Origin of the sequence: Streptomyces sp. NPDC047022, from assembly GCF_040644155.1 — a bacterium.
Taxonomy (GTDB): domain Bacteria; phylum Actinomycetota; class Actinomycetes; order Streptomycetales; family Streptomycetaceae; genus Streptomyces.
Genome location: NZ_JBEYVV010000063.1, coordinates 1 through 13,074 on the forward strand (window position 1 = coordinate 1; position 13,074 = coordinate 13,074).

The 13,074-nt window shown below is 69.8% G+C and carries 11 protein-coding genes and 1 pseudogene; 5 read left to right on the top strand and 7 right to left on the bottom strand.

What is annotated here, in order from left to right:
- The first annotated feature begins 224 nt into the window (after positions 1 to 224).
- On the top strand, positions 225 to 1,127 hold the full coding sequence (locus tag ABZ845_RS31240; protein WP_360986682.1) for a universal stress protein: 903 nt from the start codon (positions 225 to 227) through the stop codon (positions 1,125 to 1,127).
- A gap of 14 nt (positions 1,128 to 1,141) precedes the next feature.
- Here the strand turns inward: ABZ845_RS31240 and ABZ845_RS31245 are convergent, their stop codons facing one another.
- The gene (locus ABZ845_RS31245) at positions 1,142 to 3,460 is read right to left on the bottom strand and encodes a PAS domain S-box protein (RefSeq protein ID WP_360986684.1); all 2,319 of its coding nucleotides are present in this window, start codon (positions 3,458 to 3,460) and stop codon (positions 1,142 to 1,144) included.
- A gap of 489 nt (positions 3,461 to 3,949) precedes the next feature.
- Between ABZ845_RS31245 and ABZ845_RS31250 the strand changes: the two genes are divergently transcribed.
- The 3 genes from ABZ845_RS31250 (at position 3,950) to ABZ845_RS31260 (ending at position 6,525) form a co-directional block, all read left to right on the top strand.
- A complete protein-coding gene (locus tag ABZ845_RS31250) occupies positions 3,950 to 5,020 on the top strand; it encodes an alcohol dehydrogenase catalytic domain-containing protein (RefSeq protein WP_360986687.1) in 1,071 nt (356 codons plus the stop codon).
- A 19-nt stretch (positions 5,021 to 5,039) separates the two neighbouring features.
- Positions 5,040 to 5,717, top strand: a complete 678-nt coding sequence (locus tag ABZ845_RS31255) for a pyridoxamine 5'-phosphate oxidase family protein (RefSeq protein ID WP_360986690.1) — start codon at positions 5,040 to 5,042, stop codon at positions 5,715 to 5,717.
- A 217-nt stretch (positions 5,718 to 5,934) separates the two neighbouring features.
- The gene (locus ABZ845_RS31260; protein ID WP_360986692.1) at positions 5,935 to 6,525 is read left to right on the top strand and encodes a hypothetical protein; all 591 of its coding nucleotides are present in this window, start codon (positions 5,935 to 5,937) and stop codon (positions 6,523 to 6,525) included.
- A gap of 39 nt (positions 6,526 to 6,564) precedes the next feature.
- Here the strand turns inward: ABZ845_RS31260 and ABZ845_RS31265 are convergent, their stop codons facing one another.
- From ABZ845_RS31265 to ctaD, 6 genes are all read right to left on the bottom strand, one after another.
- A complete protein-coding gene (locus ABZ845_RS31265; protein ID WP_360986695.1) occupies positions 6,565 to 7,149 on the bottom strand; it encodes a CBS domain-containing protein in 585 nt (194 codons plus the stop codon).
- A gap of 38 nt (positions 7,150 to 7,187) precedes the next feature.
- Positions 7,188 to 7,643, bottom strand: a complete 456-nt coding sequence (locus ABZ845_RS31270) for a cyclic nucleotide-binding domain-containing protein (protein ID WP_360986698.1) — start codon at positions 7,641 to 7,643, stop codon at positions 7,188 to 7,190.
- A 620-nt stretch (positions 7,644 to 8,263) separates the two neighbouring features.
- On the bottom strand, positions 8,264 to 8,884 hold the full coding sequence (locus ABZ845_RS31275) for an L-threonylcarbamoyladenylate synthase (RefSeq protein ID WP_360986701.1): 621 nt from the start codon (positions 8,882 to 8,884) through the stop codon (positions 8,264 to 8,266).
- Between the two features lie 109 nt (positions 8,885 to 8,993).
- Positions 8,994 to 10,397 carry a Si-specific NAD(P)(+) transhydrogenase gene (sthA, locus tag ABZ845_RS31280; RefSeq protein ID WP_360986704.1) on the bottom strand — a complete coding sequence of 468 codons (1,404 nt, stop codon included), beginning with the start codon at positions 10,395 to 10,397 and terminating at the stop codon, positions 8,994 to 8,996.
- Positions 10,398 to 10,575: 178 nt separating this feature from the next.
- Positions 10,576 to 10,953, bottom strand: coding sequence for a hypothetical protein (locus ABZ845_RS31285; RefSeq protein ID WP_360986707.1), 378 nt, complete (start codon positions 10,951 to 10,953; stop codon positions 10,576 to 10,578).
- Entirely contained in the window at positions 10,950 to 12,689 is a 1,740-nt protein-coding gene (gene ctaD / locus ABZ845_RS31290; protein WP_360986710.1) for a cytochrome c oxidase subunit I, read from the bottom strand. The genes ABZ845_RS31285 and ctaD overlap by 4 nt, the downstream gene beginning before the upstream one ends.
- A 294-nt stretch (positions 12,690 to 12,983) precedes the next feature.
- On the opposite strand from ctaD, the pseudogene ABZ845_RS31295 reads away from it, so the two are divergent.
- Positions 12,984 to 13,074, top strand: a pseudogene (locus ABZ845_RS31295) (Secreted acid phosphatase); the annotation flags it as partial.

Consider the following 13,074-nt stretch of genomic DNA (forward strand, 5'->3'; position numbering starts at 1 on the left):
GGTTGCCATGGCTCCGCCATGACGCCCTCCTCCGCCTTGCGATGCACGGCACCAGACCCCGCTCCCTGATCCGGCCTGATCCAAACGAAAGACCCCAGGCCCGCCGATGGGTCCGGGCGGCCCCTGCGCACACGGCTGCCCTTCCACCACGCTCGACACGGGGAGGGGGTCAGGGGCACGGGGACGGAGCGCGGGTGCAGGCCCCCACGCAGGAGGTGCGTGCCATGACGCCGTATGTCACCGCGGGCGTCGACGAATCCGACGAGAGCCTCGCGGCCGCCCACTGGGCAGCCCGGGAGGCCCTGCGCAGGGGCGCCGCGCTGCGCCTCGTGCACGCCTGGACGGGCCGACAGGCACCCGAGCCCTCCGTGCCCCTGGACACCACCCGGCCCGACGAGGCCGAGGAGACCCTCCAGTGGGCGGTCCGCAGCGTCCGCGCGGCGCATCCTGGCCTGGAGGCGGCGGGCCGACTGGAGTCCGGGTCCCCGGTCACGGTCCTGCTCGCGGCCGCGGAGGACGCGGACGTGCTGGTGCTCGGGTCCCGTGGGCTCGGCCGTGTCGCGGGCTTCGTCGTGGGGTCCGTGTCCCAGCGCGTCATCGCCCGCTCCACGCATCCCGTGGTGCTCGTCCGGGCGGGGGACACCTGCGCCGACGAGCACCTGCCGCCCCTGGACGGCGTCTCGCCCGAGGAGATACCCGAGACACCGTTCCGCGAGGTCGTCCTCGGTCTCGGCACCCGGCACCCGGCGAGCGGGCCCGTCGAGTTCGCCTTCGAGGCCGCCCGGCGCCGTGACACCGCCCTGCGCGTTGTCCACGCGGTCCCCGGCGTGGCCCATGGCGCCGACGGCCGGGTGGGCCCGGAGAGCGCCGCACAACCGCCGGCCGAGCGGGAGCACCTCGTGGCCGACCGGCTGAGCCCCTGGTACGAGAGGTTCCCCTCGGTTCCGGTGACCCTGACCATCACTGCGGACCGTCCGGCCACCGAGCTGGTACGAGCCTCGGCCCATGCCTCCCTCGTCGTCGTGGGGCGTGGGGCACCGGATGCCAGGCTCGGCCCGCGCATCGGCTCCGTCGCACACGCCGTACTGCACCACGTCTGCTGCCCGGTCGCCGTCGTACCGGAATGAGCTCGGACGGGGGCTCACAGCTTGAGACTGAACCACGTCGTCTTCCCGTCGTCCGTGGGCCGCACTCCCCAGCCGTCCGCGAGGGCGCGCACCAGCAGCAGGCCCCGGCCCGACTCCTCGTCCTCGGCCGCGACGCGCGGCTGGGGCAGATGCGGGCTGCGGTCGCTGATCTCGACGGTGAGATCGGTGTCCGTGCGGCAGGCGTGCACCGAGATCGGGCCCTGCGCGTGCTGCACGGCATTGGTGAGGATCTCGGACAACAGCAGCCGTGCGTCGTCCACCGACTTCGCGCAGCCCCACGAGCCGAGCGTGTTGTCGAGGAAGTCGCGGCCCCTGGGCACGGACTCCGGCGTGGCGGGCAGATCGGTCGTGGCCGTGGCCAGCGGGGCCTCGGGCAGCTGGGTCAGCAGCAGCGTCACGTCGTCGTGGCCGTCGGCGTCGGGCAGCAGGGCCGACAGGACGTGGTCGGCCGCGGCCTCCAGGTCGGGGGCCTCGGCCACGAGCTCGTCCAGGGTGGCGACCAGGTGGGTGAGCTGGTCCTCGATGTCGGCGCCCGGGGTCTCGATCAGACCGTCCGTGTAGAGGACGAGGGTGGCACCCCGTGGGATCGTGGTGGAGGACTGCTCGTAGATCACTCCGCCCACGCCCAGGGGCGCGTTCACCGGTGCCGGAAGCGCACGGGAGCCCTCGCCGGGCACGGCGACGAGCACCGGCAGGTGCCCGGCGGAGCACAGGGTCACCTCTCCCGCGTCGGCGGCGATGATCAGATAGCAGCAGGTGACCAGCTGATCCGGCACATCGAGGTCGGCGACGACGGTGTCCAGGGCCTGCATGAGCTGACGCGGCTGCAACCCCGTCTTGGCCAGGGCGTGCGAGGCGGAGCGGAGCTGGCCCATCACGGCCGCGGCCTCCAGGCCCCGGCCCATCACATCGCCGATCAGTACTCCCACCCGGCCGGCGCCCAGCGGGATCAGGTCGAACCAGTCGCCCCCGACACCGGCGCCCTGGGTCGCGGGGCGGTACCGGCTGGCGGTGGTGAGACCGGGGATGGCGGGCGGCGTACCCATCAGACTGCGCTGCAGGGTGAGGGCGATGTGCCGCTGCTGCTCGTACAGCTCCGTCAGCTCCGCCTCGGCCCGCTTGCGGTCGCTGATGTCCCGCACGATCGCGCACGCCCCGACCACCGCGCCGTTGCGTGCCCGGGTCGGCCACAAGGTGACGTCGACGTCCAGCAGGTCGCCGGAGCGGGTGACCCGGAGCGTCTCGAAGTGCTCCACCTTCTCGCCCTTGCGCAGCCGTTCGAGCAGCTCGGTGATCTCGTGCTCCCGTTCGGGCGGCGCCAGCACCGACACGTGCCGCCCCATGACCTCGGTCGCGGTGAACCCGTACAGCCGCTGGGCCGCCGCGTTCCAGTACGTGATGTAGCCGTCGAGGGTCTTGGCGAGAATCGCGTCCTGCGAGGACTCCACCAGAGCCGCCAGCTCGTTGATGCGCTCTTCTGCCGCCTTGCGTTCGCTGACGTCGCGTACGGCGGCGGAGACGAGGAGGCCGTCGGCGGTTTCGAGGGGGCTGAGGCTGATTTCGACGGGGAATTCGGTGCCGTCCTTGCGGAGTCCGTAGAGCTCGAGTCCGGCTCCCATGGGGCGTACTTGCTGGTTGTGGGCGTAGGCGTTGCGGTGTTCGGTGTGGTGGGTGCGGAAGCGTCCGGGTACGAGGAGTTCGACGGGGTGGCCGAGGAGTTCCTCGCGCCGGTAGCCGAAGAGTGCTTCGGTCTGGGCGTTGATCAGTCTGATGATCCCGGTGTCGTCCACGATCACGATCGCGTCCGGCGCGGCCTCCAGCAGCCCACGGAACCTTTCTTCTGCCGCCTTGCGTTCGCTGACGTCGCGTACGGCGGCGGAGACGAGGAGGCCGTCGGCGGTTTCGAGGGGGCTGAGGCTGATTTCGACGGGGAATTCGGTGCCGTCCTTGCGGAGTCCGTACAGGTCGAGTCCGGCTCCCATGGGGCGTACTTGCTGGTTGTGGGCGTAGGCGTTGCGGTGTTCGGTGTGGTGGGTGCGGAAGCGTCCGGGTACGAGGAGTTCGACGGGGTGGCCGAGGAGTTCCTCGCGCCGGTAGCCGAAGAGTGCTTCGGTCTGGGCGTTGATCAGTCTGATGATCCCGGCGTCGTCCACGATGACCATCGCGTCCGGTGCCGCCTCCAGCAGCCCACGGAACTTCTCCTCCGCGGCTCCCGGCCCGCCGGGCCCGCTCGGGGCGACGCCGCACCGGCACTCCTTCCGTAGCACGGCCTCGACGGGATCGGGCAGTACTGCTTCGGCCACGTCGGTCATTTCCAACCTCGCCCCCCAGGCTCACGATGAGCGGCCATCCCAGCGCAAGCCGGAGGGCTTCGCGGGGCCATGTCGCTTAGTGGCTCCACAACGCACGAACATGTCCGTGGGCGGGGACGGCGTGACCGGTCCTGGTCCGCGTCCGTCCGGTCGCGGCGCAAGCGGTCGGTCACCGGGCCCGGTGGGGGGCGTGGTCGAAGACGAGCGGAGCGGGGGCGGCGGCGGTAGGGCCGTTCGGCCCCCTTCCGCGGCCCGCGGCGACCGGGCCCGCCAGTGCGGGCCGGGGTCCCGGAGGCACTCCCCGCGGCAGTCCCTCCGGCGGGGCGATGGGGCCGACCGGCCCAAGCGGATCTCCCAGGGGTCGGACAAGCTGGATCTGCTGGACGATTCCGGCAGTGAGCCGGATTTCCGGCCGTACCGGCCCGCGGCCGTACCGGTTTCCGGAGGGTCCCCGCGGAACCGTTCCAGGAACAGGGAGGAAGGACCGCCATGAAAGGCTTCGTCTTCCACGGCCCCGGACAGTCCGCCTGGGAAGAGGTCGCGGACCCCGGCATCAAGGAAACCACCGACGCGATCGTGCGCGTCGACATCACCACCGTCTGCGGAACGGACCTGCACATCCTCAAGGGCGACGTGCCCGAAGTGCGGCCCGGCACGGTGCTGGGGCACGAGGCGGTCGGCGAGATCGTGGAGACCGGCGGCGATGTGCACACCGTGCGGCCGGGGGAGCGGGTTCTCGTCTCCTGCATCACCGCCTGCGGCCGGTGCGGCTACTGCTGGGAGCGGACCTACGGCCAGTGCCGAGGCGGCGGAGGGTGGATCCTCGGCCATGTGATCGACGGTACGCAGGCCGAATACGTGCGCGTTCCCTATGCGGACCTGTCCGTGCACGCGCTGCCCGGCGCGATCGACAGCAGGGAGGCCGTACTGCTCGCTGACATCTTCCCCACCGCCTACGAGGTGGGCGTGCTCAACGGACATGTGCGTCCCGGAGTCACCGTCGCCGTCGTCGGAGCCGGCCCCATCGGACTCGCGGCGATCGCCACGGCCCAGTTGTTCGCTCCCGAGCGCATCGTCGCCGTGGACCGGGCCCAGGCCCGCCTGGACGCCGCGAAGGCGCTGGGCGCGGACGCCCTGGCGGACGCGTCGGAGGCCCCCGAGCTTCTGATCGCCGACCTCACCGGCGGACTCGGCGCCGATGTCGCCATCGAGGCGGTCGGGCTGCCGGAGAGCTTCGAACTGTGCACGCGCATGGTGCGGCCCGGCGGGCGCGTGGCGAACATCGGTGTGCACGGCAAGCCCGTGACCCTGCACCTCGAAGACCTCTGGAGCAAGAACATCACGCTCACCACTGGACTGGTGGACACCTACTCCACCCCCACGCTGCTGCGCATGGCGGCGGCGGGTCGGCTGCCCACCGCGTCGCTGGTCACCCACACCTTCCCGCTGGACCAGATGGAGGAGGCCTACGGCGTCTTCGGCCGAGGCGCCGACACCGGTGCGCTCAAGGTGGTACTAGGCGGTCAGCAGCACGAAGTGGTCGCCGTACGCGCGGCGTGAGGAGAGGATGTGAGGGGCCATGACCGCACGGGAACCGTCGGACGCGGCGGAGGAACACCCCGCCGGCAATCTCGGGCGCCGGATCGCGCTGCGGCGCGAGGAACTCGGCCTGTCCCGTGACGAGACGGCGAGCCGGGTGGGCATGGCACCCAGTTACCTGCAGTACCTGGAGGAGCAGCCCACCGCGGCACCGGGCGTGAGCACCCTCCTCAGGCTCGCGGGCGCTCTGGAGACCACGGTGCTCGAGCTCACCGGAGGGGACGTGGAGCTTCCGCCCGGGTTGGGCCAGGCCGGAGGGCACCCGACCTTCGCCGAACTGACCACGCAGGAGTGCCAGGACCTGCTCTCCACGCACGGGGTGGGCAGGCTCGCGGTGCACACCGAAAAGGGCCCGGCGATCGTTCCCCTGAACTACAGCGTGGTCGGGGACTCCATCGTCTTCAGGACCGCCCCCGACACGGTGCCGTCGCAGGCGGCCGACAGCCAGGTGGCTTTCGAGGTGGACCGTATCGACGCCGCGTTCAGCCAGGGCTGGAGCGTCCTGGTGCGCGGGCGCGCGAGCATCGTCATGGACCCCGACGACGTGCGGCGGCTGGAGGAGCACGTGTACAGCAAGCCGTGGACGGGCGGGCAGCGGGACCTGTGGATCCGTATCGATCCCGAACACATCACCGGACGGCGCATCACCGTCACGTAGCGTGACTTATTGATCTGTGCTTTCCGCGGCCACACCCCACCGGACCCCGCTTCACCTGCACGTTTCGCCGTGCGCGGCGATCACGCGGAGCCGGTCGGATGCGGGGCGGGGCCGCTCGGCCCATGCCGACCTCCGTCCGATGGCCCACCCTGAAGGTGTCGTGAACGATCCCCGCAGGAGAGGTCACGGCCCGCAGGACGCGGAGGAGGTGGCGCCCATGGCGACGAGTCGTCGTACGACGGGGGCGAGGGTCCGGCTGTGGCGATGGCGGCGTAATCCGCTCCTGCGCCGCAGTGACCGTCTGGAAGCGTGGATCGTGCTCGCCACCTGGGTGTTCGTTCTGCTGGCCGGGGTGGTGGCTGGGCGAACGGCCGCCACCGCGGTCGCACACGAGCTGACCGTGCGAAGCGCCACCGCACGCCCGGTGCGGGCCGTGCTGACGCAGAGCACTCCAGGGACCCCGCAGGCCGTGCCGGAGTACGGCGACGGGAGCCAGTGGGCGCGGGCGCGGTGGACCGCCGCGGGTGCCGCGCACACGGGTCTGGTGAGGACCGCGCCGGGCCTGAGGGCCGGCACGCAGGTGACCGTGTGGACGGATCGAGCGGGTGACCTGGTCCCGAGGCCCGCCACCTCACATCAGATACGCATGCAGTCCTTGCTCGTCGGCTCGCTGGTCGGGCTGGGAGGGGGCGGCGGAATGCTGCTGTGCGGGCTGCTGGCGCGCGGGCGCCTGGACGCCCGGCGCATGGAGGCATGGGACCGCGAGTGGGAGTCGGTGGGACCCCGCTGGCGCAGGACGATCGGCTGACACCCAGGGTCTCTCGTTCGGGTCCACATCCGGTCGGGGTCAGTCCGCTCCGGTTCCCGCCAGATGACAGTCCACGTCGACCACGCCCTCGACGGCGCGTGCCAGCCGGACGGCCACCGGGATGAGGGCGGTGTCGCCGACCCTCCCGGTGAGGGTGACGACGCCCTCGCTGACCAGCACGTGGACGGGCTCGACCGGGGCGGGAAAGAGGATGTCCACGATGTCCCGCCGGACCTCGTCCGCGATGTCGTTGTCCGGCCGCAGGAACACCTTCAGCAGATCCGCGCGGCTGACGACGCCTTCCAGGGTGCCGTCCTCGGCCACGACCGGAAGGCGCTTGACCCCGCGCTGGGCCATGATCCGGGCGGCCTGGGCGAGGGTGCTGCCGGGGTGGACGGTCAGCGCCGGGGCGCTCATCACTTCCCCCGCCGTGCCCGCGTCCGTCTTCGCCAGGTCGCTGCGGGAGACGACGCCGACCACGTGGTCCCGGCCGCCCAGCACGGGCAGGGCGCGGACGTGGCGCTCCCGCATGAGCGTGACGACGTCCTCGTAGGACGCGTCCTGGCCGATGGAGACGACGCAGTGGCTCATCACGTCGCTCACCACATGCGGACGGCCGCTCACGGTCTCCTGCCCCGGGTACGGGTCTCGGGCACTGGTACTCACTCGACGCCGCTGCCGTAGGGGCCGTACAGATCGAGCAACCGGGTGCGGGCCGCGTTCAGCCGGTGGGCGAGTACCCGGCCGACCCAGACCGCGATGGCACGGCCGAACGCGGCGTCCTCGTCGCACATCGTCAGCACGCTCGTCGCGTCGAACTCATAGGCCCGTACCGGGGTCGTGGCCTCGGCGCCCAGCTGCCACACGTGGGGCGTGAAGTGCCAGGACCAGCCGACCAGTTCGCCGTGCCCCAGCGAGTCGATGACGGCGGCCCTGCGGCCGGGCACATGCAGGTCCAGGGATATGGTCCCGGTCCGGACGATCCAGAACTTGTCGGCGTGCCGGCCCTCCTCGAACAGCCGGGTCCCCTCCTCGAAGGAGACCTCGCGGGCGATCTGCATCAGCCGGTCGCGGTACTCGGCCGGGAGGGCCGCGGACATGGTGGTGACTGAAGTCATCGCTCGTGGTCCTTTCGTTCCGGTCCCGGGCTGCCGGTCATCGCTCCCTTCCGCAATGCCACGGGATTCCTGATTCCAGAGTGGGCGCCCCACCGTGTACGCGACACGGGCCGCCCGGTCCCGGGACCGGGTCGTTCGGCCCATGGCGCGAGGCGCGAGTCCCCGGGGGCCGGAAGGACGATCCGGCGCCGTGGCGGCCCGCTGCGACGGCTCCGCTCGGTCTCGCGGAGCCGCTCGAACTGGCAGGCGAGCTGAATCGGCTGCCCGGTCGTCCGGCGTCGTATGCCGTCCAGGTCGTCCACACCGCTTTCGGCCGCGGCCTTGCGGTGCCGGTCGCCAAGGCGGCGGGTGTCCTGGCCGAGCGGGTGGAGGAAGACATCGCCCGGTATCGGCCCGGCACGGCTTCACGCCGCTCGAAACGGCTTTGGGACGGCTTGACATGGCGAGAAGGGCCCCATCCGGTTCTCCCGGATCCTGATTGCGCGGTGCGCGGCCGTGGCCGACCGCTTCTCCGCGCCTGTCTTCGGAGCCCTCCCCGTCACCTCTCAGCACACCACGTCGGAGCCGGAACCGCCAGGGCCGGGTGACGAGACCGGCTCAGCGGACGGCGGGACGCGCCCTCACTCGAATCGAGATGTGTCACCCGCTCCCTTGCGTACGATCTCGGGCTCACCGCTGGAGAAGTCGATGACCGTGGTCGGCTCGGTGCCGCAGTCGCCCGAGTCGACCACCGCGTCCACGACATGATCGAGCCGCTCCTTGATCTCCCAGCCCTGCGTCAGAGGCTCCTCCTCGCCCGGCAGCAGCAGCGTGCTGGACAGCAGCGGCTCGCCGAGCTCTTCCAGCAGCGCCTGCGCCACCACATGATCGGGAATGCGGACGCCGACCGTCTTCTTCCTCGGGTGCAGCAGCCGGCGCGGCACCTCACGCGTCGCGGGAAGGATGAACGTATAGCTGCCCGGCGTCGATGCCTTGACCGCCCGGAACACATCGTTGTCCACGTGCACGAACTGGCCCAGCTGCGAGAAGTCGCGGCACACGAGCGTGAAGTGATGGCGGTCGTCGAGCTGGCGGATCGCCCGGATACGGTCGATGCCGTCACGGCTGCCCAGACGGCACCCCAGCGCGAAGCAGGAGTCGGTCGGATAGACCACGAGTGCGCCGTCCCGGATGCTGTCGGCCACCTGGGCGATCGTGCGCGGCTGGGGGTTGTCGGGATGAACGTCGAAGTACTTCGCCATTCGACGAGTCTCGATCACACGAGCACCTGCTGTCCACGACGGTCGCACGGGCGAGTGAACATGCCCGGCCCCGCTGACGAGCCGGAGCCAGGCCCTGGTGACCAGCCGCTCAGTCCCCGAGCCGGTCGATCTGCCGGATCTTGTTGGTCGCGTCCAGCGCGGCGACCTTGTAGGACTCCGCGAGCGTCGGGTAGTTGAAGACCGCGTCCACGAGATAGTCGACGGTGCCGCCGCAGCCCATCACCGACTGGCCGATGTGAATCAGCTCAGTGGCCCCGGTGCCGAAGCAGTGCACACCGAGCAGGGTGCGGTCCTGAGGGGAGACCAGGAGTTTCAGCATGCCGTGGGAGTCACCGATGATCTGCCCGCGGGCCAGCTCGCGGTAGCGGGAGACACCGACCTCGAAGGGCACGCGGTCCTCGGTGAGCTGGTCCTCGGTCCGCCCGATGAAGCTGATCTCGGGGATCGTGTAGATGCCGATGGGCTGAAGGTCGAACATCCCGTGCACCGGCTCGCCGCAGGCGTGATACGCCGCCATACGGCCCTGCTCCATGGAGGTTGCGGCCAGCGCCGGGAAGCCGATGACATCGCCGACGGCGTAGATATGAGGCACTGCGGTGCGATAGTGCCCGTCCACCGCGATCCGGCCCCGCGCGTCGGCCGTCAGCCCCGCTGTGCCGAGGTCGAGCCCCTCGGTCAGGCCCTGCCGGCCGGCCGAGTACATCACGGTGTCGGCGGGGATCTTCTTGCCACTCTCCAGGACGGTCAGGGTGCCCTTGGGGTGGCGTTCGACGGCGGCGACGGTCTCGCCGAAACGGAAGGTGACCGCCAGATCGCGCAGATGGTACTTGAGCGACTCGATCACCTCGACATCGCAGAAGTCGAGCATGCCCGGCCGTTTCTCCACCACGGTGACCTTGCTGCCCAAGGCCGCGAACATGGAGGCGTACTCCATGCCGATCACCCCCGCACCCACGATGACCATCGACCGCGGTACCCGCTCCAGAGCGAGCACATTGTCAGAGTCCATGATCGTCCGGTCGTCGAATTCGACGCTCTCCGGACGGGCGGGCCGGGTGCCGGTGGCGATGACGATGTGCTCGGCGCTCAACAGCCGCTCGTTGCCGGAGGCTTCGCGTACACAGACGGTGTGGGGGTCGGTGAACCGGCCGCTGCCGGAGAAGAGGGACACCTGGTTGCGTGAGAGCTGGCTGCGGATGACGTCGATCTCCCGGCCGACCACATGGCGGGTGCGCGCGGTCAGGTCGGCGACGGTGATGTCCTCCTTGAGGCGGTAGCTCTGCCCGTACAGATCCCGCTGGGTGAGACCTGTCAGATAGAGGACGGCCTCACGAAGGGTCTTGGAGGGGATGGTTCCGGTGTGGAGGGAGACCCCGCCGACCATGTCGGGGTGGTCGACGACGGCGACCCGGCGACCGAGCTTGGCCGCGGCTATCGCGGCCTTCTGGCCACCCGGGCCGGATCCGATGACAAGCATGTCGAAGTCGGGCACGCCCCGGAGTCTGACAGGCCGAAACCCTGTCCGGAAGAGCGGAGTCGACGGTACGGAGTGCGGAATCCGGGCTCCCACGGCGTGTACACCCTGCCGCGCTCCGGCTCGGTGGGGCGAGGAACCGGGACTCCTGCCCCAGTCGGGTGCGACGGCTTCGTACTACATGAAGACCGCCCCTTCAGCGGGCCAGCAGACGGACGAGGGCACCGGCCGTGGTGGAGCAGGCGATCAGGAGGCATGCGCAGGCGGCGTGCCGTCTGAGCAGGGTGCGACGCAAGGTGGCGTAGCGGGTCTCGTACTCCCGGCGCAGGCCCTCGGCCCGGTCGGCAGTGGCCTGGAGCGCTTGCCGTGTCAGGCCGAGGCGCTGCTCGGTGTAATGGTGGGTCAGTTCTTCGGCCTGCGCACGTGTGAGCCAGTGCAGGCGCGCGCAGAGGGCTTCGGCCTCGCGCTGCGCCTGGCCTCGCTCGGTGTGCAGAAGGAGGTAGCCCTCGATCTCGTTGGTGAGCGTGCGGCCGTGCCGGTCCTGCGGGGCCCTGTGACGGCTCGACGATGTCAAGGCCGGCCCCCTTCCGGCCCTGGCGCCTCGATCGGGGAAGGTTTGCCGAGGTAGTCCTCGTGGCCGAGCTGGGCGACATCGGGGTGGTGCAGGTCGAAGGCCGGGGATTCGGTGCGGATCCTCGGCATGGTGTGGAAGTTGTGCCGCGGCGGCGGGCATGGTGTCGCCCACTCCAGGGAGCGGCCGTAACCCCATGGGTCGTCCATGCCGACCGGCCTGCCGTACTTGGCCGTCTTCCACACGTTGTACAGGAAGGGAAGCATGGACAGCCCCAGGAGGAACGATCCGATGGTGGAGATCGTGTTCAGCCAGGTGAAACCGTCGGCGGCCAGGTAGTCGGCGTACCGGCGGGGCATGCCCTCGGCGCCCAGCCAGTGCTGGACCAGGAACGTCGTATGGAATCCGATGAACAGCGTCCAGAAAGTGATCTTACCGAGGCGCTCGTCGAGCATCTTGCCGGTGAACTTCGGCCACCAGAAGTGGAATCCCGCGAACATCGCGAAGACCACGGTGCCGAACACGACGTAGTGGAAGTGCGCCACCACGAAGTAGCTGTCGGAGACGTGGAAGTCCATGGGAGGCGATGCCAGGATCACACCGGTCAGACCGCCGAAGAGGAACGTGACCAGAAAGCCCGTCACCCACAGCATCGGGGTCTCGAAGGACAACGAGCCCCTCCACATGGTGCCGATCCAGTTGAAGAACTTCACACCGGTCGGAACCGCGATCAGGAACGACATGAACGAGAAGAACGGAAGCAGCACGCCCCCGGTGACGAACATGTGATGCGCCCACACCGTGATGGACAGGCCCGTGATGGAGATCGTCGCGCCGACCAGGCCCATGTAACCGAACACCGGCTTGCGGGCGAAGACCGGAATGACCTCCGTGACGATGCCGAAGAACGGCAGCGCGATGATGTAGACCTCGGGATGGCCGAAGAACCAGAACAGGTGCTGCCACAACAGGGCACCCCCGTTGGCCGCGTCGAAGACATGGGCACCGAACTTGCGGTCCGCCTCCAGTACCAGGAGCGCCGCTGCCAGAACCGGGAAGGCGAACAGCACCAGCACACTCGTGAGCAGCACGTTCCAGGTGAAGATCGGCATGCGGAACATGGACATACCAGGGCAGCGCATGCAGATGACCGTGGTGATGAAGTTGACCGCGCCGAGGATGGTGCCGAAGCCGGTGAACACCAGTCCCATGATCCACAGGTCGCTCCCGATGCCGACGGAGTGCTCGGCGTTCGTGAGCGGGGAGTACGCGAACCAGCCGAAGTCGGCCGCACCCTCCGGAGTGAGAAAGCCGCCCATGACGATCAGCGCACCGAAGAGGTACAGCCAGTAGGCGAACATGTTCAAGCGGGGGAAGGCCACATCCGGAGCGCCGATCTGCAGCGGCATGATCCAGTTCGTGAAGCCGGCGAACAGCGGCGTCGCGAACAACAGCAGCATGACCGTACCGTGCATCGTGAACGCCTGGTTGAACTGCTCGTTCGACATGATCTGCAGGCCCGGACGCGCCAACTCGGCACGCATCAGCAGCGCCATCACGCCGCCGGTCAGGAAGAAGGCGAACGACGTGGTCAGATAGAGCGTTCCGATGGTCTTGTGGTCGGTGGTCGTCGCCCACTTCACCACCACGTTGCCGGGCTGCCTGTGGCGGACCGGCACTTCGTTCTCGTACGGGTCCTCCGCTGCCGCGGCACCGTGCGGTTCGTTGACGATACTCACAAGTGGGTGTCTCCCGATGCTCGCCGTTCGCGTCGCCGGTCAGCCGTCATCCTCGCTGCGCCGAGGGCGGGGCCATCGCCCCGGTCACCCGGAATGCGGCCGATGGCGTGACTGTCCGACTCCAATGGAGCAGCCGGGGTGTGTCGTCGTTGCCAGGCTCGACGCGCCGGTGCGTGGCCTTTGCCGCCGAGAGCCCGATGTCTCCATGGACGAGGTCGTCGAGATCGCGGACCATCGCGGGCGCCCGCACCGTGGCCGAGCGTGGCGCACCCCGGCGGTGATCCGCCGGGGTGCAAGTCCGGCACGCGCGAGCACATCGAGGACCTCGGCTACGAGATCATCGCCAACTTCGGCGACCAGTACTCGGACCTCGACGGCGGCTACG

Bases quoted from the DNA above. Each gene is read 5' to 3' on its own strand.
- ABZ845_RS31240 (WP_360986682.1), top strand. From the start codon at position 225: ATGACGCCGTATGTCACCGCGGGCGTCGACGAATCCGACGAGAGCCTC.
- ABZ845_RS31245 (WP_360986684.1), bottom strand. From the start codon at position 3,460: ATGACCGACGTGGCCGAAGCAGTACTGCCCGATCCCGTCGAGGCCGTG.
- ABZ845_RS31250 (WP_360986687.1), top strand. From the start codon at position 3,950: ATGAAAGGCTTCGTCTTCCACGGCCCCGGACAGTCCGCCTGGGAAGAG.
- ABZ845_RS31255 (WP_360986690.1), top strand. From the start codon at position 5,040: ATGACCGCACGGGAACCGTCGGACGCGGCGGAGGAACACCCCGCCGGC.
- ABZ845_RS31260 (WP_360986692.1), top strand. From the start codon at position 5,935: ATGGCGACGAGTCGTCGTACGACGGGGGCGAGGGTCCGGCTGTGGCGA.
- ABZ845_RS31270 (WP_360986698.1), bottom strand. From the start codon at position 7,643: ATGACTTCAGTCACCACCATGTCCGCGGCCCTCCCGGCCGAGTACCGC.
- ABZ845_RS31275 (WP_360986701.1), bottom strand. From the start codon at position 8,884: ATGGCGAAGTACTTCGACGTTCATCCCGACAACCCCCAGCCGCGCACG.